The organism is Streptomyces sp. NPDC013187 (genome assembly GCF_042899705.1).
Taxonomy (GTDB): domain Bacteria; phylum Actinomycetota; class Actinomycetes; order Streptomycetales; family Streptomycetaceae; genus Streptomyces; species Streptomyces hawaiiensis_A.
This window is the reverse complement of record NZ_JBIBAF010000016.1, coordinates 55,854-77,168: the sequence shown is the minus strand read 5'-3', so window position 1 is coordinate 77,168 and position 21,315 is coordinate 55,854. Positions and strand designations below refer to the sequence as shown.

General features: G+C 70.6%; 16 protein-coding genes. 7 read left to right on the top strand and 9 right to left on the bottom strand.

Translation table 11 applies throughout. From position 1 onward, the window contains the following. Window positions 1-23 precede the first annotated feature (23 nt). Entirely contained in the window at window positions 24-443 is a 420-nt protein-coding gene (locus ACFY5B_RS30560) for a hypothetical protein (protein WP_389975512.1), read from the top strand. Window positions 444-930: 487 nt separating this feature from the next. Here the strand turns inward: ACFY5B_RS30560 and ACFY5B_RS30555 are convergent, their stop codons facing one another. Then, complete coding sequence (locus ACFY5B_RS30555; RefSeq protein ID WP_389975509.1) at window positions 931-2,760, bottom strand: phosphoenolpyruvate carboxykinase (GTP); 1,830 nt, start codon at window positions 2,758-2,760, stop codon at window positions 931-933. Window positions 2,761-3,088: 328 nt separating this feature from the next. Between ACFY5B_RS30555 and ACFY5B_RS30550 the strand changes: the two genes are divergently transcribed. From ACFY5B_RS30550 to ACFY5B_RS30540, 3 genes are all read left to right on the top strand, one after another. Beyond that, window positions 3,089-3,802 carry a hemolysin III family protein gene (locus ACFY5B_RS30550; protein ID WP_389975506.1) on the top strand — a complete coding sequence of 238 codons (714 nt, stop codon included), beginning with the start codon at window positions 3,089-3,091 and terminating at the stop codon, window positions 3,800-3,802. Between the two features lie 82 nt (window positions 3,803-3,884). Next, window positions 3,885-4,511, top strand: coding sequence for a TetR/AcrR family transcriptional regulator (locus tag ACFY5B_RS30545; protein WP_389975503.1), 627 nt, complete (start codon window positions 3,885-3,887; stop codon window positions 4,509-4,511). Between the two features lie 34 nt (window positions 4,512-4,545). Then, window positions 4,546-5,277, top strand: a complete 732-nt coding sequence (locus ACFY5B_RS30540) for a Mut7-C RNAse domain-containing protein (protein WP_389975500.1) — start codon at window positions 4,546-4,548, stop codon at window positions 5,275-5,277. Window positions 5,278-5,365: 88 nt separating this feature from the next. Here the strand turns inward: ACFY5B_RS30540 and ACFY5B_RS30535 are convergent, their stop codons facing one another. The 6 genes from ACFY5B_RS30535 to ACFY5B_RS30510 form a co-directional block, all read right to left on the bottom strand. After that, window positions 5,366-7,768 carry a galactose oxidase-like domain-containing protein gene (locus tag ACFY5B_RS30535; protein WP_389975497.1) on the bottom strand — a complete coding sequence of 801 codons (2,403 nt, stop codon included), beginning with the start codon at window positions 7,766-7,768 and terminating at the stop codon, window positions 5,366-5,368. Beyond that, window positions 7,765-8,958 carry a glycosyltransferase gene (locus ACFY5B_RS30530; RefSeq protein WP_389975494.1) on the bottom strand — a complete coding sequence of 398 codons (1,194 nt, stop codon included), beginning with the start codon at window positions 8,956-8,958 and terminating at the stop codon, window positions 7,765-7,767. Before ACFY5B_RS30530 ends, ACFY5B_RS30535 begins: the two co-directional genes overlap by 4 nt. Next, a complete protein-coding gene (locus ACFY5B_RS30525) occupies window positions 8,955-10,604 on the bottom strand; it encodes an ArnT family glycosyltransferase (protein ID WP_389975491.1) in 1,650 nt (549 codons plus the stop codon). The genes ACFY5B_RS30530 and ACFY5B_RS30525 overlap by 4 nt, the downstream gene beginning before the upstream one ends. Continuing rightward, window positions 10,601-11,884, bottom strand: a complete 1,284-nt coding sequence (locus ACFY5B_RS30520) for a glycosyltransferase (protein ID WP_389975488.1) — start codon at window positions 11,882-11,884, stop codon at window positions 10,601-10,603. The genes ACFY5B_RS30525 and ACFY5B_RS30520 overlap by 4 nt, the downstream gene beginning before the upstream one ends. A 146-nt stretch (window positions 11,885-12,030) precedes the next feature. Continuing rightward, complete coding sequence (locus ACFY5B_RS30515; RefSeq protein ID WP_389975485.1) at window positions 12,031-14,064, bottom strand: thioredoxin domain-containing protein; 2,034 nt, start codon at window positions 14,062-14,064, stop codon at window positions 12,031-12,033. Continuing rightward, entirely contained in the window at window positions 14,042-15,385 is a 1,344-nt protein-coding gene (locus tag ACFY5B_RS30510) for a recombinase family protein (RefSeq protein ID WP_389975482.1), read from the bottom strand. Before ACFY5B_RS30510 ends, ACFY5B_RS30515 begins: the two co-directional genes overlap by 23 nt. A gap of 202 nt (window positions 15,386-15,587) precedes the next feature. Here ACFY5B_RS30510 and ACFY5B_RS30505 point away from each other — a divergent pair, with 202 nt between their 5' ends. Then, window positions 15,588-18,788, top strand: a complete 3,201-nt coding sequence (locus ACFY5B_RS30505) for a tetratricopeptide repeat protein (protein WP_389975479.1) — start codon at window positions 15,588-15,590, stop codon at window positions 18,786-18,788. 81 nt (window positions 18,789-18,869) lie between these two features. Here ACFY5B_RS30505 and ACFY5B_RS30500 read toward each other — a convergent pair whose 3' ends face one another. Continuing rightward, window positions 18,870-19,169 carry a hypothetical protein gene (locus ACFY5B_RS30500; protein ID WP_389975476.1) on the bottom strand — a complete coding sequence of 100 codons (300 nt, stop codon included), beginning with the start codon at window positions 19,167-19,169 and terminating at the stop codon, window positions 18,870-18,872. Then, window positions 19,162-20,043, bottom strand: coding sequence for a mycothiol conjugate amidase Mca (mca, locus tag ACFY5B_RS30495; protein WP_389975472.1), 882 nt, complete (start codon window positions 20,041-20,043; stop codon window positions 19,162-19,164). The genes ACFY5B_RS30500 and mca overlap by 8 nt, the downstream gene beginning before the upstream one ends. A 147-nt stretch (window positions 20,044-20,190) precedes the next feature. Here mca and ACFY5B_RS30490 point away from each other — a divergent pair, with 147 nt between their 5' ends. Together ACFY5B_RS30490 and greA are read left to right on the top strand one after the other, a co-directional pair. Further along, window positions 20,191-20,589 carry a DUF4307 domain-containing protein gene (locus ACFY5B_RS30490; RefSeq protein ID WP_389975469.1) on the top strand — a complete coding sequence of 133 codons (399 nt, stop codon included), beginning with the start codon at window positions 20,191-20,193 and terminating at the stop codon, window positions 20,587-20,589. Between the two features lie 179 nt (window positions 20,590-20,768). Continuing rightward, on the top strand, window positions 20,769-21,266 hold the full coding sequence (greA, locus tag ACFY5B_RS30485; RefSeq protein WP_053675429.1) for a transcription elongation factor GreA: 498 nt from the start codon (window positions 20,769-20,771) through the stop codon (window positions 21,264-21,266). Window positions 21,267-21,315: the final 49 nt, after the last annotated feature.

Genomic DNA, 21,315 nt, shown 5'->3' with positions numbered 1-21,315 from the left:
GTAAGAGCTCAGGAGGCGTTCCCATGTACGAACCGATCCGCACCAAGTCGGTCCACAGCACGGTGGACGGCCCCAGCCCGGACTTCCCCCACCGTTCCCGCGAGGAAGAGCTGGACATCCAGCTCGCGGGCCATCTCGCGGCCCTGCTCGCCGTCACGGACGACCTGCGCGCCACGCAGGCCTCGGCCGACCTGGACACGGCGGCGGAGCGGCTCGCGGAGCAGGTGAGTCGGCTGCGCGGGGGACGCACCCCGGTGCGCGCGCCGATGAGCGGCCGTCGCGAGCCCAGCGCCGCCGCCCTGCACCGGCGGGCACTCGCCCTCGCGGGCCGGACACTGGTCGTCGCCGCCTCCCGCGCCGACACGGCGGTCGCGATCCTGGCCGCCGAGCGGATGGACGCCCACACCGCGGCGCTGGAGCCGCGCGCCCTGGCGTCCCGCTGAGTCCCTCAGGGGCTCCCCCCTACGGCCCCGGTCCGCGCGCACCCGCAGCGACGCGCGGACCGGGCGCCATCACCCCTTCGTGAGGGCCATCGGGTACCCCCGCTCGAAGCGGTCACGCCTCTCGCAGACCGCGACCGTCCGATCCCCCGGCCGTCGGCAAGTACGGGACCACGTACATCCACGCCTCTCAGGACCGCCTCCGTTACGCCCTGCAGCACGCCCGAGCGCCCCGGTCGACGTAGGCCGTCGGCCGGGGCGCTCGGTCATTCGACGGCACGTTCGTGAGCCCGCGGAGCGGGCCGTGCCGAAGCGGGCGGGAGTGAGCCTGTCGGCGCCTGGTCCGTCGGGGCGGACGGAGGGCGGCGTCGGGCCCGGAACCCCCCACGCCGTTGTGCGGGCCCCGCCTGTCCGTCCCGCGGCCGGCCGTGACGATGTTGCTGGTCAGGGCACTGTCGGTTCCGGCCGGCCGCGGAGTTCGGGGTGGGACTCAGCCCAGGCGCTCCACCAGCGCGCGGTACTGGTCCCACAGCTCCTTCGGCGTGTGGTCGCCGAAGGTGTTGAGGTGCTCGGGGACGAGGGCGGCCTCCTCGCGCCAGACCTCCTTGTCGACCGTGAGCAGGAACTCCAGGTCGGACTCGGCCAGTTCCAGGCCGTCGGTGTCGAGGGCCTCCTTCGTCGGCAGGACGCCGATCGGCGTCTCGACGCCCTCGGCGGTGCCGTCCAGGCGCTCCACGATCCACTTCAGGACGCGGGAGTTCTCACCGAAGCCGGGCCAGACGAACTTGCCCTCGTCGTCCTTGCGGAACCAGTTGACGTAGTAGATCTTCGGCAGCTTGGACTGGTCCTTGTCCTTGGCCACGTCGACCCAGTGGGCCATGTAGTCGCCCATGTTGTAGCCGCAGAACGGCAGCATCGCGAACGGGTCGCGGCGCAGCTCGCCGACCTTGCCCTCGGCGGCGGCGGTCTTCTCGGAGGCCACATTGGCGCCGAGGAAGACACCGTGGTTCCAGTCGAAGGACTCGGTCACCAGCGGTACGGCGGTGGCGCGGCGCCCGCCGAAGAGGATCGCCGAGATCGGCACGCCCTTGGGGTCCTCCCACTCCGGCGCGATGATCGGGCACTGCGAGGCCGGGACGGTGAAGCGGGCGTTGGGGTGCGCGGCCGGGACACCCGACTCGGGCGTCCAGTCGTTGCCCTTCCAGTCCGTCAAGTGGGCCGGGGTCTCCTCCGTCATGCCCTCCCACCAGATGTCGTTGTCGTCGGTGAGGGCGACGTTGGTGAAGACGGAGTTGCCCCAGAGCGTCTTCATCGCGTTGGCGTTGGTGTGCTCGCCGGTGCCGGGGGCGACACCGAAGAAACCGGCCTCGGGGTTGATGGCGTAGAGGCGGCCGTCCTCGCCGAAGCGCATCCAGGCGATGTCGTCGCCGATGGTCTCGACCGTCCAGCCGGGGATGGTCGGCTCGAGCATGGCGAGGTTGGTCTTACCGCAGGCGCTCGGGAAGGCCGCGGCGACGTACTTGGCCTCGCCGCGCGGCGGGGTCAGCTTCAGGACGAGCATGTGCTCGGCGAGCCAGCCCTCGTCACGGGCCATGACGGAGGCGATGCGCAGGGCGTAGCACTTCTTGCCGAGCAGGGCGTTGCCGCCGTAGCCCGAGCCGTAGGACCAGATCTCGCGGTCCTCGGGGAAGTGCGAGATGTACTTGGTCTGGTTGCAGGGCCAGGGGACGTCCGCCTGGCCGGGCTCCAGCGGGGCGCCCAGGGTGTGCACGGCCTTGACGAAGAGGCCGTCGGAGCCGAGCTCGTCCAGGACGGCCTGGCCCATGCGGGTCATGGTGCGCATGGAGACCGCGACGTACGCCGAGTCGGTGATCTCCACGCCGAGTGCGGACAGCGGCGAGCCGAGCGGGCCCATGCAGAAGGGCACGACGTACATGGTCCGGCCGCGCATCGAGCCGCGGAACAGACCGCCCTGGCCGCCGGCACCCTGGAAGATCTCCCGCATCTCGGCGGGGGCCTTCCAGTGGTTGGTCGGGCCCGCGTCCGCCTCCTTCTCGGAGCAGATGAACGTCCGGTCCTCGACGCGCGCGACGTCGGTGGGGTCGGAGGCGGCGTAGTAGGAGTGGGGGCGCTTGATCGGGTCGAGTTTGCGGAAGGTGCCCTTCTCCACGAGCTCCTCGCACAGTCGCTCGTACTCGGCCTCGGATCCGTCACACCAGACCACGTTGTCCGGCTGCGTCAGTTCGGCGATCTCGTTGACCCACGAGATCAGTCCCTGATGGGTGGTGGGGACGGTGGGAGCCGCGATGTCGCGCGCCACGATTGCTCCTAAATGAGGGATTTTTTGTGATGTGGAGGCCCCGTGGGGGCTGCGACCCGGATGCTTCAGGGTGGATCTTGGCGCTCATCCGGTGCCGACCGCACTCATTTGATCATCCGACGTCCGCGCCCATCTGTCCAGAGGAGCGCACAGGTGAGCAACGTGAGGCTCGCCACGGTTTCTCGCGGCCGCTTTACGTGCACGTTGCGTTCACCTTGCAGTCCGTTTGCGTAACCACCATCGGAGCGCGGTGAGAGGATGGCCACTCTTCGCCCGCCAATCGACGGCACCGATACGTGACTTACGGTTCCGTAGCTACCATTCGCCCATGACTGCGTTCGTCCCCGACGCGCCCACGGACTCGGCGGCCGACGGCCACGGTCCGAAGGCGCTCTCCCTGCCGCATCCGGTGAAGCCGAAGCTGCGCGGCTGGCTGCACCTCGGCATGTTCCCGGCCGTTCTGGTCGCGGGCCTGGTGCTGACCGCCCTCGCCGACTCCTCCAGAGGACGAATCGCCTGCGGCATCTTCGCCCTCACGGCATGCCTGCTGTTCGGCGTGAGCGCGCTGTACCACCGGGGCAACTGGAGCCCCCGCATGGACGGCGTCCTGCGCCGGCTGGACCACGCCAACATCTTCCTGATCATCGCGGGCACCTACACGCCGCTGACGATGCTGCTCCTGCCGGACGCCAAGGGTCAGTGGCTGCTGTGGGGCATCTGGACCGCCGCCGTGGCCGGCATCCTCTTCCGTGTCTTCTGGGTCGGCGCCCCGCGCTGGCTCTACACGCCCTGCTACATCGCGATGGGCTGGGCGGCCGTCTTCTACCTGCCCGACTTCATGCGGACCGGCGGCATCGCCGTCCTGGTCCTCGTCGTCGTCGGCGGCCTGCTCTACAGCGCGGGCGGCGTGGTCTACGGGATCCAGCGGCCCAACCCGTCACCGCGCTGGTTCGGCTTCCACGAGGTGTTCCACTCATTGACCCTGGCGGCCTTCATCGCGCACTACGTGGGGATCTCGCTGGTGGCGTACCAGCACGGATAGCGCCCTCTCACCCCTTCGGGCCACGGCTCCGGCCGTGGCCTCTCGCATGCCCGGATCACTCCGATGGCGGACAATGATCTCCATGACGGCCCCCCGCACCACCGCCGCCGACCGCCCCCAGCCAGGGCTCCGGGAGCGGAAGAAGATCAAGACACGCCGGGCGATCCGCACCGCGACCCACGCGCTGATCGACGAGCAGGGCTACGGCGCCACGACGATCGAGCAGATCGCCGACCGCGCCGAGGTGTCGCCGTCGACCGTCCTGCGGTACTTCCCGGCCAAGGAGGACATCGTCGTCAGCGACGAATGGGACCCGGCGGTGACGGCGGAGCTGCGGGCCCGGCCGGCGGACGAGTCCTGGGCCGACACCCTCCGGCACGTCCTGCGCACGGCCCTGGACGTGAGCCTCGCCGAGGAGCCCGAGGTGACCCGGCAGCGGGCCCGGCTCGGGGTGGAGGTGCCCGCGGTCCGGGCCCGCATGCTGGACAGCACCGCGGTCACCGGCCGGCTGCTCCGGGACACCCTGGCCGAGCGCTGCGGGCTGGACCCCGACGGTCTGGAGCTGCGAGTGTTCGCCACGTCGGTGATGGCAGGGCTGATGGAGGCCTCCCACTACTGGGCCGAGACCGGCCACCACGACGACGTCCGGGATCTCGTCGACCGCGCCCTGGACGTCCTGGAGCACGGCCTGCCGACCGGAAAACCCTGAGGCCGGCGCAGATTCGCCGTGGCATCCTGACCGGGTGAACGGTCCCGAGATCCAGGTCGAGTTCGCCCCCGAGCTGCACGTGTTCGTGCCCCGGGCCCGGCAGTCGGGCAGTGTGCGGGCCACCACCGACGGCGTCTCCAGCCTCGGCCACGTCGTCGAGTCACTGGGCGTGCCGCTGACCGAGGTCGGCGCGCTGCTCGTGGGCGGCCGCGAGGTGCCGTTCGCGCACGTCCCGTCGGCCGGCGAGTCGGTGACGGTCCGGGCCGTCGCCCGACCGCAGCAGGTCCCGGGCGCTCCCCTGCGCTTCCTCCTCGACGTGCACCTCGGCACGCTCGCGCGTCGGCTGCGGCTGCTCGGCGTGGACACGGCCTACGAGTCGACCGACATCGGCGACCCGGCCCTCGCGGCGCGTTCGGCCGCCGAGCAGCGGGTGATGCTGAGCCGCGACCGGGGGCTGCTGCGCAGGCGCGAGCTGTGGGCGGGGGCGTTCGTGTACAGCACGCGGCCCGAGGAGCAGCTGCGTGATGTGCTGGAACGGTTCCGGCCCGAGCTGCTGCCCTGGACGCGGTGCACGGCCTGCAACGGGATGCTGCGCAAGGCGAGCAAGGACGAGGTCGCCGACCAGCTGAAGCACGGTACGCATGCGACGTACGACGTGTTCGCGCGGTGCGGTGCGTGTGGGCGGGCCTATTGGAAGGGTGCGCATCACGAGCAGTTGGAGGCCATCGTGGAGCGGGCGATCGCGCTCAGCGCGGAGCGCCGTTGATTCCTGAGCGCCGCCGGGAACCGCGGGACCGTCGTGGCTGGTCGCGCAGTTCCCCGCGCCCCTGCGGGCACGCCCCTCGAGGGCGCTCTCAACGCCTGGTCACGTCCCCTTTCCCGCAGGCGATTCCGTCCCTGTTCCTGTCCAGGCGCAGGGGGTCGTCCTTGCCGTTGATCTTGAGGCGGCCGTAGTCGTTCGTCCTGAGCCACTCGCAGCGGGCCGCCGTCGTCTTCTTCACCTCCGCCGGGAAGTCCGTCGGGACGCAGACGTTGATCGAGCCGTAGTGGCGGTCGCAGCCGGAGATCGTGGGGCTCACCTTCTGGGACACCCGCTTCTTGCCGGGCTTGACCACCTTGCCCGTGGGCGCGTCCGCGAAGTCGTGTACATGGGCCGAGGCATCGGTCGCCTTGAGCGCCTGGGGGCCCTGGAGGTGCACCCACTCGGCCACCGACGGCACCCCGTTCGCGTCCACCGCGAAGAGCATGTACCAGCCGGGCGGGGCCAGGTTGGGGTTGCTCGTCACGTTCAGGTCGACGTTGTCGCCGTCGACCGACAGCGGCAGGTCCACGAACCGCTGGTTCGGGTCCGAGGAGTGCGTCACGGCGGCCGGACGGATCAGCTCGGCCTTGGCGATGGGCCGGTCGACGGTGATCCGCTGGGTGTCGCCGTAGTTCCACTCGGTGTCGATGACGGAAGTGATCGCCGGACGCGGGCCCTTGAACAGGTAGGGCGGGCTGTAGACCGACACGTCGTGGTTCCACGTGCCGTTGCCCGGGTTGTCGCCGGTCGTCATCACACGGCCGTCGGGGAGCAGGAACGCCGAGGAGTGGTAGCCACGCGCCTCGGGGTCGACGGCCACCGGGTCGAAGGTCTCCGACTCGGGGTCGAAGATCGACGTCTCGTACACCGGGTCGGCGCGGTTGTGCAGCGCGCCGCCCGTCTCCAGCACCTTGCCGTCGGGCATGAGGACCGCGGAGACGTACATCTTGCCCTGGTTCCCGGTCTGCGGGACCGGACCGTTGCCGAGGTCGACCGTGCCCTGCGGGATGGGCGGCCCGGCCACGTACGCGGGGTTGGGCTGCTTGAGGTCGATGATGTCGGTCAGGCGGTTCGCGTCCGGGTTGGAGTCGATGTTGCCGCCGCCGAGGGTGAGTACCTTCTGGTCCTGCGCCGGGGGCAGCAGCACGCTCGCCGACTGGTCGCGCTCGTCCTTGTCGCGCAGGCCGGGCACCTGGGTGGTGGTGTTGGCGCCGTAGTCGTAGATCGCCGAGCCCGTGCCGGGGATGTTGTTGCCGAAGACGTGGCTGCCCGAGTAGAAGAGGCGGCCGTCCTGCATGAGGATCATCGACGGGTACAGGCCCCAGTACGACCAGGTCTGGTTGACCTTCCACAGCGGCTGCCACCGCTGCTCGGCCTCGGAGAACAGCTCGGCGGTGACCGAACCGGTGGAGTCCTCGCGCAGCCCGCCGAAGGAGATGACGTCGCCGTTGCCGAGGATCGTCGCCGAGGGGTACCAGTGGCCGTCGTTCATGTCGTTGGTCTTGGAGTAGGTCTCGGTCTGCGGGTCGAAGACGTACGAGTCCTTGTAGCCCTCGTAGCCGTGCCCGCCCGGCACCGGATACGCCTTGTTGCCGCTCATCACCAGCACGCGCCCGTCCTGGAGCTGCACATGCCCGGCGCAGAACATGTCCTTCGGCGTGGGGATGATCTTGTACGAGCCGTTCGCCGGGTCGTACACCGCCGAGGTGAAGGTGCCGGCCTCGAACATCGACTCGTCGTTTCCGGAGCCCGCGATCAGCAGCACCTTGCCGCCCGGCAGGACGACGGAGTGCATCGAGCGGACCGGGTTCTGCGTGGGCAGGACGTCCCACTTGCCGTTGGCGCACTGCTCGGCGGTGCCGGTGCACTCGGGCGGAAGGACCGGGTCGGGCACCTGGTCCATGGTGTAGTCGTCGGTGGTGGCGGAGCCCGTGCCGTAGACGGAGACGCCCCAGGAGATGCGGTCGGTGCCGGCCGGGACCTCGGGGGTGCGGACGGTGGCCTCGGTCCAGTTCCCGGCCGGGTCCAGCGTCTTGAGGTCGGTCCAGTACTGCCAGCCGGCGGTCGTGTCGTGCCGGAACAGGGTGATCGCCGCGTCCGGGGTCGTCGTCTTGTACCAGAGGCCGAGGTCGTACTGCTTGCCCGGCGTCACCACCGGCGCGCAGGCGGCGGACTCGGTGATCAGCGCCTTGCGGTCGCCGTCGACCCGGCGGGTCAGCTCGACCTTCATGGCCTTGGAGCCGGAGTGCGCGTCGGTCGTGGTGGTGAACGTGAAGTCGTTGTCGCCCCAGCCGGACTTCTCCCAGCAGTAGGGCATGCCGTCGCCGCCGGCGGTCTCGAAGCCGGGGTTCTTGATGAGGTTGGCGGCGGAGGCGGACTGGGGCGCGGTCAGCAGCAGGCCCGAGGTGAGGCCCGCCACGGACAGGAGTGCGGTCGTTCTGCGACGAAGGTTCACACGGTTCTCCTCGCGGTGCGGCTCCTGCGCGCGGGCTTCTCACGGTCCCGGCGCGGCAGGTAGACCAGCGCTTCGGTCCCGGCGAAGCGCAGGACGAACGTCGTCACCAGCGCGAGCGCGGTGGCCGACAGCACGCCCAGGTGGAACTGGTGCACGAACAGGGCGATCAGCGGGATGCGCAGCACCAGGTCGGCGTTGGCGAGCAGCGCGAACCGCCCGGCCCGGTCCCACCAGCGCCGGTGCCGGCGCCGCTCGCGGAACAGCAGGTGCTCGATGAGCACGAAGTTCCAGGCGACGCCGAGCTGGTTGGCGAGCACCTCCGCCGGTACGTAGTGCATGCCGAGCGCGGTCAGCGCCCACAGGCCGAGCAGGTTCGGCAGGAAGCCGGTCAGCCCGATCAGGCCGAAGCCGACCATCCGCGCGACCGGCGAGGCGGCCCGCAGCCCCGCCAGGTGGCGCAGGAAGCGCAGCCCCTCCTGCGCGGTGGACTTGGACTCCCCCGCGAACCGGTCCTGGAAGACGAACGGCACCTCGGTGACCGTGCGCGGGCGGCTGCGGACGGCGAGTTCGAGGAGGATCTTGTAGCCGAGCGGCTGGAGGACCTCCGCGGTGACCGCGCTGCGGCGGATCGCGAAGAAGCCGCTCATCGGGTCGCTGATGCCGTGCAGCCGGCGCGGGAACAGCGCCTTGGTCAGCCAGGTCGCCCCGCGTGAGACGAAGACGCGGTAGCTGCCCGCGAGTCCGGCCCGGCTGCCGCCCTTGATGTACCGGGAGGCGACGACGAGCCCGGCGTTCGCCCGTTCGCCGGTGGCGACCAGGTCGGGCACGAGGGACGGCGGGTGCTGGCAGTCGCCGTCCATGACGACGATCCAGTCGGACGTGGCCGCCTTCAGGCCCTCGACGACCGCGCCGCCGAGCCCGCCCACCGGCTCGTCGCGGTGCAGCACGGTCACCGGGAACGGGCAGTCCTGCGCGGCCTTCTCGATGACCTCGGGCGTGTCGTCGGTGGAGTCGTCCACGAAGACGACCTCGCAGGGCAGCCGGGCCGGGACGGCCTCGGTGATCTGGTGCAGCAACTGCCGTATGTTCGCCGACTCGTTGAACGTCGGTACGACGATGGTGACGGCGCCCGGCTCGGGGATCTCGGCGGTCTGGACGATCTCGCCGGGGACGGTGGACTCCTGGCTCATCGCGCGCCTCCGGCGGACGTCTTGATCTGGCGGATCTCGATGCGGTCCTCGCCGGTGCCGAAGGTGGCGACCGGGTCCGAGTGGTCCATGGCGGCTTTGACGTTGGGCAGGTCGGCCGCGTCCCGCCGCACGGTCGGCGAGGCGACGACGTAGTCGAGCTCCTTCCAGCCGCGGGGCATCGTCTTCGTCACCGCCGGGTCGAGGTCGGCCTTGTAGAACCAGATGACGCCCAGGCCCGGCCGGTAACCCTGGTGCACCAGATCCAGCCAGAGCGCGTCGTCGACCAGCACCCGGGTGCGCTCCGGGTCCTCGACCTTCGTGGCCAGCCACGTGGAAGCGGCCTTGTAGGGGGCGTTGGCGTCGGTGGTGACGGCCGTGCGGGCGCCGTCGTACCAGTGCGGGACGACGTAGGCGCCTGCGGCCAGCGCCAGGACGCCGGCGAGCGCGTACCGGCCCGCGCTGACGTACCGTTTCTCCGCCTCGGAGCGCCAGCGGCTCAGCACGGCGTGGGCGACGGAGGCGGTGCCTCCGGCGAGGACCAGCGCGAGGAACGGCAGGGCCTGGATGACGTACATCGCGGGCAGGTAGCCGTTGGGGCGCAGGGCCAGCGCGGCGAAGATCGCCACGGCCAGGGCGGGCCCGGCCAGGGCGCGGGCGGTGACCGACCAGCGCCAGGTGACGAGCAGCAGCAGGGCGCCCGCGAGGCCGCCGAGCGGCAGGATCCTGTCGTAGTAGAGCCACGACTGGAGCACGCCCCACGAGCCGGAGCCCTGGTCGAGGATGAAGCCCGAACCGGGTCTGATCATCTGGTACTTGACGCCGTCCCAGAGGGACACGTGCCCCGCGCCCGGCAGCAACTCGCCCTTGAGCAGGGCGAACAGCGGGTACGAGAAGCCGATCAGGGCGCAGGCCGTGACGGCTCCGGTGAGGGCGAACTTGCGGGTGTCCCTGTGGCTGTGGCGCCACATGGTGAGGAACAGGGCGGGCAGGACGACGAGCATCGTCTCTTTGGTGAGGACGGCCGTGGCGGCCGCTATCCCTGCGCCGAAGTGGTGCCAGAGGTGGCGGCTCGGGGAGGCGGCCAGGGTGAAGGCCAGCAGCGTCCACATCACCGCGAGGTTGTCGAGGAAGATCTCCCGCTGGAGGACGACCGACAGCGGGGAGAGCCCGAAGAACACCATGCCGAGCGCGGCCGCCCAGCGGGGCAGCGCGAGGCGCCGGCCCAGCACGTAGACGAGGACCGCGCTGATGCCGCTGATCACCAGCATCGCGGCGCGCATGGTGCCCACCGTCATCGACTCGGGGCTGATCAGAGCGGGGATCCAGGTCAGCACGGCGATCTGGATCCAGCCGAGCGGCGGATGGTCGTACCAGTAGGTGTAGTGGGCCAGGCCGTTGCCCTGCTGGACCGACCAGGCCTGGGCGAGATAGGTGCCCTCGTCGTCGCTGAGGGCCGGGTAGTCGGCGATGTTCCAGCCCTGCACGACGAGGATCGCCGCGAGGAGGACGCCGCAGAGGACCAGGTCGGAGCGCGAGGAGCGCAGCCTGCTCGGCGGCTCCGGTCTGCGGTGCGCACCGGTCCGGGGCGCAGGCCGGCGCTGCGCGGGGACCTTGGCAGCGGTCACCGCGGGAAGGGTGGAGGTCACGCGGGAACGTCCTCTCGGGTCGCGTCCTGCGGGGTCATGGCGCTCTCGTCGAGGTGCGCGCCGACATGGGTCGTCAACTCCCAGTCGTTGCGGCCCCGTTGTTCACGCCACACGGCCCGCACGGCCGCACCGGCGAGCAGGACCTGGTAGAAGGGGCCGCCCACGATCAGTTTCAGGTAGTGCGCGAAGCGGACGCGCAGCCCGTACTGCCTGCCGAAGTCGTGCAGTCCCACGATCTCGAAGACGAAGGTGACCAGGGCGGTGACGGCCGGCAGGAAGGTGATGAAGGCGATGCCGACGGGCACGTCCAGGAACAGGGCGATCGCCACGTTGAGCGGGATGATCAGGCCGGTGAAGGCCTGCATGAACGGCGTCATCAGGGTGTAGCGGGCGAGCAGCCGCTGCCCGAGGGTGGGCAGTTGCTTCCAGTCCTTCTTCCGGTACACCTGGAGGAACCCCTGGTTCCAGCGGGTGCGCTGCTTCAGCAGGGACATCAGCGAGCCGGGGGTCTCCTCCCGGGTCACCATGTCCGAGTCGTAGGCGACGACGACCTTCTTGCCGACGCTGGACAGGCGCACACCCAGGTCGCAGTCCTCAGCGAGGCAGTTCGGATCCCAGCCGCCGGCTTCTCGCAGGACGTCCGTGCGGACGAAGACGGTGTTGCCGCCCAGCGGGATGAAACCTTTCTGCGCATGCAGGTGGAGCCGCGAGCGGAACCAGAAGAAGTACTCCAGGCAGTTGCGCAGGCTGTACCAGCTGGAGTGGAAGTTGATCAGCTGCACCCCGCCCTGCACGACGTCCGCGCCGGTGGTGAGGAAGGCGTGGTCGACGTGGGCGAGGAGCTCGGGGTGGACCTGGTCCTCCGCGTCGAAGACCCCGACGACGTCGCCGCGGCAGTGCGGCAGCGCCGTGTTCATGGCCTTCGGCTTGTTCTTCTTCTCGTGCGTGTCGACGACGACCCGGACCCGTCGGTCACGCGCGGCGGCCGCCTCGGCCACCGCGGTGGTCTCCGGGTCGTCGTGCCCGACGATCACGATGATCTCGAAGTCGGTGTGGCTCGACTCCAGCAGCCGCTGGATCGTGTGGTCCAGCACCGCCTGTTCGTGCCGCGCGGGCAGCAACAGCGAGAAGGAGACGTGCCCGTCCCCGTCCGGACTGCTGAACCGCGTGGAGGCGAGCACTTCCGGCGTACGCCAGGCGTGCATCTGCCACCACAGGGTGAACGCCGCCATCCAGAACAAGGCAAGCGAAACGGCAGCGATGAAGACAGACGTCAGCAAGCAGATCCCCCCAGATCCCAGAACCCCCGGTCGTGACGGTGGGCCGATGCGGCCTCGTCCGCCACGTCACTGTGCAGAGATTAGGGGGGAACTGTGAAGCCTGGGGGCTGTTCAGATAAAGACCATGTTTCCGTTGATACGTGACTTCAGCCACTCAAGACAGTATTGAGACGGTCGGGCTCGGTCGTCGGGGCGTCACAGGTGAAGTTACGGCAGACGTACGCGGCCGGTTCACCGCCGACCAGCGGACGGTCCGCGAGCAGGGGAAACTCCTCACTCCCCGCGACACCCACCGCGACCACCGCACCGGGCGCGGTGCCCAGAAGTGCCGTGCGGTGCAAGGTCCTCGTGCCCTCGTCGTCCAGGGCCGGACCCACGATCGCCACCTCGCGCGGCCCGTCCAGCACCGCCTCCGCCGCGGCCAGCCCCCAGCCGATGAAGCGCGGCACCCTCGGCCCGAGCGCCTTCACGACACCCAACGCCCTCTCGGCGGCGGCGCGGTGAGGCGCGGATCCCGTGTGCGCGGCGTAACTCAGCAGGGCGTTCGCCGCCGCGGTCCAGCCGGACGGGGCCGCGTTGTCGGTCGGGTCCTGCGGGCGGCGGATCAGCCGCTCGGCGTCGGCCGCGGTGTCGTACAGCGCACCCGACTCGGGGTCGGTGAAACGGACCAGGACGTGATCGAGGAGAAACCCGGCGAACTCCAGCCAGACACCCTCACCGGTGACGGACGCCAGCGCGAGGAAGCCCTCCGCCACATCCGCGTAGTCCTCCAGGACACCGGCGTTGGCGCCGGCGTGGCCGTCCTTGCTGGTGCGGGTCAGCCGGGCCTGCTCGTCCAGGTGCAGCCGGACGAGCAGGTCGGCCCCGGCGACGGCGGCCTCGACCAGGTCGGGCCGGTCGAAGTAGGCGCCCGTCTCGGCCAGCGCGGCGATCGCGAGGCCGTTCCAGGCGGCGACGACCTTGTCGTCCCGGCCGGGCGCGGGCCGCCCGGACCGCGCCGCCAGCAGCCGTTCCCGGATGGAGGCGACCTTCTCAGCGTCGAACACCCCGTCCCGCACGGGAAGTTGCAGGACGGACGCGCCCTCCTCGAACGTGCCCTCCTCGGTCACGCCGAAGACCTGCGCGGCGAGCTCGGCGTCCTGCTCGCCGAGGACCTCCCGCAACTGCTCGGGCGTCCACACGTAGTACGCGCCCTCGACGTGCTTTCCGGTGCCGTCATCGCTGTCGGCGTCCAGTGCGGAGGCGAACCCGCCCTCGGTAGTGCGCAGTTCACGCACCATGAAGTCGGCGGTCTCCAGGGCGACACGCCGCGCGAGCTCCGAGCCGGTGGCGCGCCAGAGGTGGGCGTACACCCGGCACAGCAGGGCGTTGTCGTACAGCATCTTCTCGAAGTGCGGCACGACCCAGTCGCGGTCGACGGAGTAGCGGGCGAAGCCGCCCCCGAGCTGGTCGTACATTCCGCCCCGGGCCATGCGCTCGCAGGTGTCCTGCGCCATCTGCAGGGCTCCCTCGGCACCGGTCCGCGCATGGTGCCTCAGCAGGAACTCCAGCACCATGGACGGCGGGAACTTCGGCGCCCCGCCGAATCCGCCGCGCTGGGGGTCGTACTCCCGGGTCAGCCCGAGCAGCGCCTGCGCGAGCTCCTCCTCCCCCGGGGTCCGCGCGTCGCCGTAGGAGATCTCCCGCCCGGCCAGATCCCGGACGATCTTCCCGGCGACCTCGGTCACCTCGTCGCGCCGCTCGTCCCACGCCTGACTCACGCCCTGGAGCACCTGCCGGAAAGACGGCATGCCCTGGCGGGGCGCGGGCGGGAAGTACGTACCGAAGTAGAACGGCTCGGCGTCCGGGGTGAGGAAGACGGTCATGGGCCAGCCGCCCTGCCCGGTCGCCGCCTGCACGGCCTCCATGTAGACGGCGTCGACGTCGGGGCGCTCTTCGCGGTCGACCTTGATGTTGACGAAGTGCTCGTTCATGAAGGCGGCCGTCACCTCGTCCTGAAAGCTCTCCTTCGCGAGGACGTGGCACCAGTGGCAACTCGAGTACCCGACACTCAGGTGTACCGGGACCCCTCGCCGGCGCGCCTCCTCGAAAGCCTCTCCCGACCAGGGCCACCAGTCGACGGGGTTGTCGGCGTGCTGGAGCAGGTACGGGGACGTTTCATGAGCCAGTCGGTTCGGCATGCTTCCATCCTGCCTCACAACGGCCACCCGGCCACGGAACGCGCCCCTCGCCGCCCTGCTCTGCCGGTGTCACGGGGCCCGTGTCACGCCAGACCGGCTCGACACGACTGTGGTCCCACGTGTGTTTCCCTTTGACACCGGGGCGCACGACGCAGTGGGCGACGACGGACGCGATCGTCTTACGCTTCTCTGAATTCGTCATCCCTTCCTGCCAGCGTCGCCGCGTGATCTCCGACGGCCGCACGTGGGGCGGAGCGTCCTGGAAGAGCAGGCGTTCAAGGGCTTCGTCGGCCAGCGGCCCGCTGATGCTGCACCGCCTGCACGAGCGGCATGCGTACGCGTAAGGACTCCGACGGCTCCGCCCCTTCTGAGCACACAAGGCGCCCCCGCAGCATCCTCCGTTCGGAAGCCGTGCACCACAGCGCAGGAAGCCGCTTGCAAGACGGCTGGGAGCAGTGGTTCTGCTGGTGCGACGCGGAGCAGCGCTACCGCGGTGCATGTAGAGGTTTCCGGGAGAGAACGTCGCACACGCCGCCATCCACTGCTCCGGCGTCACCACGGGCTCCCACAGGCCGAGCACCGGTTCCCCCGTCTCCGGCAGCAGCAACAACTCGCCCTTGTTGGCTCGGTAGCCACACACCCGGGGCGCCGTCATGATCTGTGTGACCGTCTGGGCATTGGGGCTGCCGCCCCGTGTCCCTGTCACCCCGAGATCGCACCATTCCCGTGCGATGGCTCGAACCGCCTTGCCCCCGACACGGTCGGCCACAGCTCTGCGGATGAGCGCCGCCTCGACCGGATGAAGCGTGAGCCTGTCTTCCTGCCAGCCGAAGGGCCTCGGCCCACTGTGCGGCATCCCCTCCACCGCACGTGCCCAGTGCCAGTCCGATACGCGCCGGCTTCTCACCCGCGTCTCGGTCATCGCGGCCTCCAACGACCGCACAGCCCGCGACATCTCTGCCTGGGAGAACGGGTCTCGCATGCCCTGCGGATCCACGTAGACGCGCTCTGGCCTGCTGGTCAGCGCGGCGAAGAATCGCGCAAGGTCCTCCGGGCGGCGATACAGCCGGTCGTACGCGACGCAAACGACGCCTTGGATCGCCTGACCATCGGCCGTGTAACCGGCCGACAATGCGGCAACCAAGCGGTCGAACCCGGGCCTTGCCGCATATTTCTTCGAAGCACTGCGACCGTTGTCTGTGTAGGCGGCGACGATCAGGCAACCGTGTTCCCGGGCGCTCCGCTCGTTGATCCGCAACTGATGACGCACCCCGTGGCCGTCCCGTTGCCGGAAGTCTTCGGACGTACGGGCGTAGGACACGACCTGGATCCTGCCGCCCCCTTGCCCCTGCGCGTGACCGGTCATTCTTCCCCCGTTCGACAGTCAGCCCGTCACTCGCACCAACGAGCGAGTGGCTCGCAGGTCACCGGACCGCAAACGTTGATCGTCGCCCCCTCGCGCTCGCGCCTCCCACCAAGGACACTCGTAGGCACAGGAGTTGCCGCCGGAGGGGGACCTTGACATGCGGGACGGTCATCGGGCCGAGGCCGAGCGGCTGTTGGGGCGGGCCGTGGAGGAGGAGGTGCGGCGCTCGGGCGGCCGCACCGACGGGAAGGTGCTGCTCGCGCGGGCGCGCGGCGCGCTCGATGTGATGGCACGGAGCGCGTCCGAGGAGTACGAGGCCTACACGCGCGCCCTGGACGAGGCGGCGGCCGGCCAGCTGACCTTCGGGCAGCGGTACGCCCGGGAGGGCGCCGGGACGCCGCTGCTGGTGGCCGGGGTCGCCGCGGTCGCGGCCGTCGTCGCGGACATGGCGCTGGGCACGGGGACCGGGACCGCTCTCGGGGCGGGTGTGACGGTGGGTGTGGTGGGGGCCGCGGCGACGGTGGTGAAGGTGGTCGGGTCGCATCTGCCGGCCGCGCACCGCCGCGCCGGGACCGTGAGCCAGCCGGGTGGACCGGAACAGTTGCGGCTGCAGTGGCTGACGGCGCTGGAGGTGCGGGGCATCCGGCCGTTCCTGGACCAGCAGCGGGTGCTCGCGGCCTCGACCGGGCCGAAGAAGACGGGCGGCCCGCGGCTGCGGGGCGCGGACAAGAGCGCGGCGGCGCGCGGGCGCAACGTGCTGGAGCAGTCCTTCGGGCAGCTCCCGGAACCGGCGGAGCCGTTCGCGGGGCGGCGGCAGGAGCTGGCGCAGATCCGGCAGTGGGTGCAGGCGGCCCGTGCGAGCACGGAGACGCAGCCGACCGTGGTGGTGCTGCACGGTATGCCCGGCAGCGGCCGTACGACGCTCGCGGTGCACGCCACGCACGATCTGAAGGACTACTTCCGCGGTGCGTGCGTCGTCGACCTGCGCGCCGAGGGGCCGGGCGGGTCCCCGCTGTCCACCCGTGACGCCCTGCTGCATCTGCTGAACCGGCTCGGCGCGCCCCGTGAGCAGCTGTTGTTCCGCGAGCGGTCCTCGCCGGACCAGCAGGTCAAACGGCTGAGCGAGCTGTATCACCAGCATCTGACGGGCCTGCCGGTCACCGTCGTCCTCGACGACGCCTCGGACGCGGCGCAGATCCGCGCGCTGGTCCCGGAGCGGTCCGACAGCCTGGTGCTGGTGACCGCACGGGGCCCGCTGGAGCTGGAGGGCCTGCCCGCGCGGGTGCACCGGCTGGCGGTGGAGCCGCTGGACGCCGCCGGTGCGGAGGAACTGCTGGGCGCGGCGGCGCAGGACCGCTCCGGGCCGTACGACGCGGAGTCCGCGGAGCGGGTCCGGGAGCTGTGCGGCGGGCTGCCGCTCGCGTTGCGCATCGCGGGCTCGTGCCTCGGCCCGCGCTCCCCCCGCACGCTGGCCACGGACCTCGACGCCTACGGTCCCGTCGAGCCGGTCGAACGCGTCCTGTGGCTGCGCTACACGGACCAGCCGGAGACCGTACGGCGGTTGCTGCGCCGGCTGGCCCTGGCCGGGCGGGCCTCACTGGGTGCCGCGGCGGCCGCCGCGCTGCTGGCCACCGACGAGGCGGAGGCGAAACGCCATCTGGAGGTGCTGACCCGGGCCGGCCTGATCGACCACGTCCGGGGCGATCGCTACCGGCTGCACGACCTGGTCCGCTCCTTCGCCCAGGCCCGCCTCCTCGACGAGGAGGAGCCGGCCGAACGCACGGCGGCGCAGGAGCGGCTGATCGTGAACTACGCCGAGCTGGCCGACTCGGTGCTGCGGATGGTCGACGGCAACATGTCGACCCGCACCAACCGTTTCAGTCCGTACGGCTTCACGTCCCTCGACGAGGCGCTGCGCTGGCTGGACGACGAGTCGAGCTTCATCACGGCGGCGCTGCGGCATGCCGAGGGCGTGGACCAGGCGGCGGTGCTGAACCTGCTGGGTGCGCTGTGCGACTACTGCCTGCTGCGGGGCGACCTGTACCGGCTGGGTGAGATCAGCGAGCTGGCCCAGGCGGTGGACGAGGGCCTGCTGGTCCGCTCGGTGCAGTGGCGCACGGGTATCGCGGCACGGCAGCTGGGCGAGCTGGACAAGGCCCGCACGACCCTCGCGTCGGTGGTGGACCTCTACCGCGAGGCCCACCATGACGCCGGTGCCGCCCGCGCGCTGTGCTCCCTCGGCATCACCCTGCACCACCAGGGCAATCTGACGGAGGCGTCGGAGAAGCTCCGTGAGGCCCTGGCGCTGCAGGCCTCGCCCGAGCTGGCGACGGACCGCGCCTGGACGATGCACGCCCTGGCGGCCGTCGAGCGGGACCGTGCCCGGGTGGGAGAGGCCCTGGAACTCCTGACCGAGTCCCTCGTGCTGCACCGCGCGGGCGAGTCCGTGCACGGCCAGGCGTGGGCACATTTCCAGCTCGGTCAGCTCGGGCTGCGCATGGGCGACGTCCCGCGTGCCGAGGCCGAGCTGCGGGCGGCCCTCGATCTGTACGGGCGGACCCGTGACGCCCGCGGTGAGGCCTGGGCGCTGACCCAGCTGGCCCGGGCGCTGCTGGTCGCGGGGGACGCGTCCCCGGCGGTGGAGGAGCTGCGCGGGGCGGCCGCGCGTCATCGCGACAACGAGGACGCGCGCGGCGAGGCCTGGACGCTGTACTACCTGGGCCAGGCCCTGGAGGAGACGGGCGACCTCGACCAGGCGGTCCGTGAGCTGGAACGGGCCCGCACGATGTTCTCCCGTATGCGGGACGTCTACGGGCTGGCCTGCGCACGCCACCACTCGGCACGCGTCACCCGGGACCAGCGGGCGGCCCAGACGGGCTCGCTGCGCAACTCGGGCTTCGCCCGCCAGCTCCTCGTCGACGCCCGGGCCGACTTCCAGCGCATCGGCGTCGCCCACGGCGAGGCCTGGACGTGTCTGGAGCTGGCGGTCGTGGACGCGGGCAACGCGCGCACGCAGCAGGCTCTGGCCCTGTGCGACGAGGCGGTGGAGCTCTTCGCGTCCTACGGCGACCGCCGGGGCGAGGACTGGGCCCGCTTCCTGCGCTGCACGCTCCTGCCCTACGCGGCCCCGGGCGGCATGGAGGTGGGTACGGCGGTGGCGCAGGAGGAACTGTCGCAGCTGTCCCGCGCGAGCCACGGCCTGCGCGACGGCAAGCTGGACGACTACCTCGACGCGTACGGGTTGCTGCTGGAGCGGGGCGTCACCTTGGAGGCGGGCTGGCAGGCCTGGCGCCTCGGCATGGTGCCGAACCGGCATGCGCGTGAGGTGATGGGGGTGGCGGTGGTTCCGAAGGCGTAGGCCCCCCACGGCCCCGGGGGCTGCCCGTCGGCGGCGGGTTTGCGCCGGCCGCCGACGGGTGGCGTCCCCGGGTGGGGGGCGTCAGCTCTGCTTCTTGCCGCCCTGGCCGGAGGGCTCCGCCTCCGCGGTTTCCGCTTGCATCCGGGACGGCTCCGCCGCCGGCTGCTCAGGCTGCTCGGCCTCAGGGTCCGGGTCCTGGGGGAAGTCGACGCGGTTCATGTGCCGGCTCATGGACTTCATCAGGGCCCACACCGCCAGGGCCATCGCCGCGAAGACGATGAAGCCGAGGACGCCGGGGGTGACCTTGTCCTCGTCGACCTCCTTGGCGAAGGAGACGAGGTGCGTCATTGCCAGGCTTGCGCTTGCGCTCATGTCAGGCATTGTCGCGGATGCCCGCAAAGAGGTCGTCCTCGGGGAGGGAGGTATCGACGAGGGCCTTCGCCAGCTCGTACTCCTCCGTCGGCCAGACCTCCTTCTGGATGTCCATGGGCACCTTGAACCAGCCGCCGTCCGGGTCGATCTGCGTGGCGTGGGCGATCAGCGCCTTGTCGCGGATCTCGTAGAACTCGGCGCACGGGATGTGCGTGGTGAGGGTGCGCTGCTTCATGCCGAACTCCTCCCAGCGCTTGAGCCAGTCCCCGTAGGGGGACTCCAGGCCGCGGTCGAGCATCGCCTGGTGCAGGGCCTCGGTGCGCGGGCGGTTGAAGCCCTGGTTGTAGTAGAGCTTCTGCGGCTGGTAGGCGGGGCCGTACTCGGCCTCCGGGTACTTCTCGGTGTCCGCGGCCGACTCGAACGCCACCATGGAGATCTTGTGGGTCATGATGTGGTCGGGGTGCGGGTAGCCGCCGTTCTCGTCGTAGGTGGTGATCACCTGCGGGCGGAACGCGCGGATCTTGCGCACCAGCTCACCGGCCGCGTGGTCCACGTCCTCCAGGGCGAAGCAGCCCTCCGGCAGCGGCGGCAGCGGGTCGCCCTCGGGCAGCCCGGAGTCGACGAAGCCGAGCCACTCCTGCTTGACGCCCAGGATCTCCCGGGCCTCGTCCATCTCCTTCTTGCGTACCTCGTGGATGTGCTCCTCGATGTACGCGTCGCCCTGCAGCTTCGGATTGAGGATGGAGCCGCGTTCCCCGCCCGTGCAGGTCACGACCAGCACGTCCACCCCCTCGGACACGTACTTCGCCATGGTCGCGGCGCCCTTGCTCGACTCGTCGTCGGGGTGGGCGTGCACGGCCATCAGTCGCAACTGGTCAGTCAAGACTCAATCCTCAGTAAGTCGGCGCCCTGTGTGCGTCGGCGCAATCAGCGGCTTCTATAGTGACCGAATCGGGGGGCCAATAATTCCGGGGCCCGGTCCTGGAGCCCCTTCCGGGACCTTCGTCCCGGCCCTGCCAGGAGGACGATCATGAGTTCGGCGAGCACGCGACTGCCCGAGGGCCGTTACGGCCGTTCCTCGGACGAGCGCGCCGACCGCACGCTCAAGGTCGTGGGCGCCGTCCTCGCGGCGGCACTGCTGGGACTCGTCGGCTGGTTCGGCTACCACTACGTCGCCAAGAGCGAGATCAGCGCCGAGGTGATCAGCTTCGAGCTGGGCAAGAAGTCCGTGCAGGTGCACCTGGAGGTCCGCAAGGACGCCGGCGCCGACGGTTACTGCACCGTGCGCTCGCAGGCCGAGAACGGGGCCGAGGTGGGCCGGGCCGACTTCCGCTTCGACGGGGACGGGACCCGCATCGACAAGGTCGTCACGCTCCGTACGACCTCCCCGGGGACGACGGCCGAGTTGCTGGGCTGCCACGCCGGCTGACGACAGCTCGGCGTCACCTGGAATGCAGAGATCCTGACCTGCATTGACGTGATTCTCGTCGCTTATGTCCTCCCCCTCGGGCCCCTGAATTGTTAGGCTCGTGGTTTCGCCCTTCCGTGAAGGAACATTCTTCTGGGTAGGGCGATGCTTTGTATTCCCAGTACCTACGAGGAGCACCTGTGACCCAGACCAGCGAGAACGTCACCTGGCTGACCCAGGAGGCGTACAACAAGCTCAAGGCTGAGCTTGAGCACCTTACTGGTCCCGCGCGGGCGGAGATCTCCGCGAAGATCGCCGCTGCTCGCGAAGAGGGCGACCTGCGTGAGAACGGCGGGTACCACGCGGCCAAGGAGGAGCAGGGCAAGCAGGAGCTCCGTGTGCGCCAGCTCACCCAGCTCCTCGAGAACGCCAAGGTCGGCGAGGCGCCCGCGGCGGACGGTGCGGTGGCGCCCGGCATGGTCGTCACGATCGCGTTCGACGGTGACGAGGACGACACGCTGACGTTCCTGCTCGCGTCCCGCGAGTACGCGAGCTCCGACATCGAGACGTACTCGCCGCAGTCCCCGCTGGGCAGCGGCGTGATCGGCCACAAGGTCGGCGAGGACGCGGAGTACGAGCTGCCGAACGGCAAGAAGGCCCTGGTGAAGATCCTCAAGGCCGAGCCGTACGAGGGCTGACCGGCCACCCGATCCCTGACGTGCCCCCGGCGCCGCTGCGGTGCCGGGG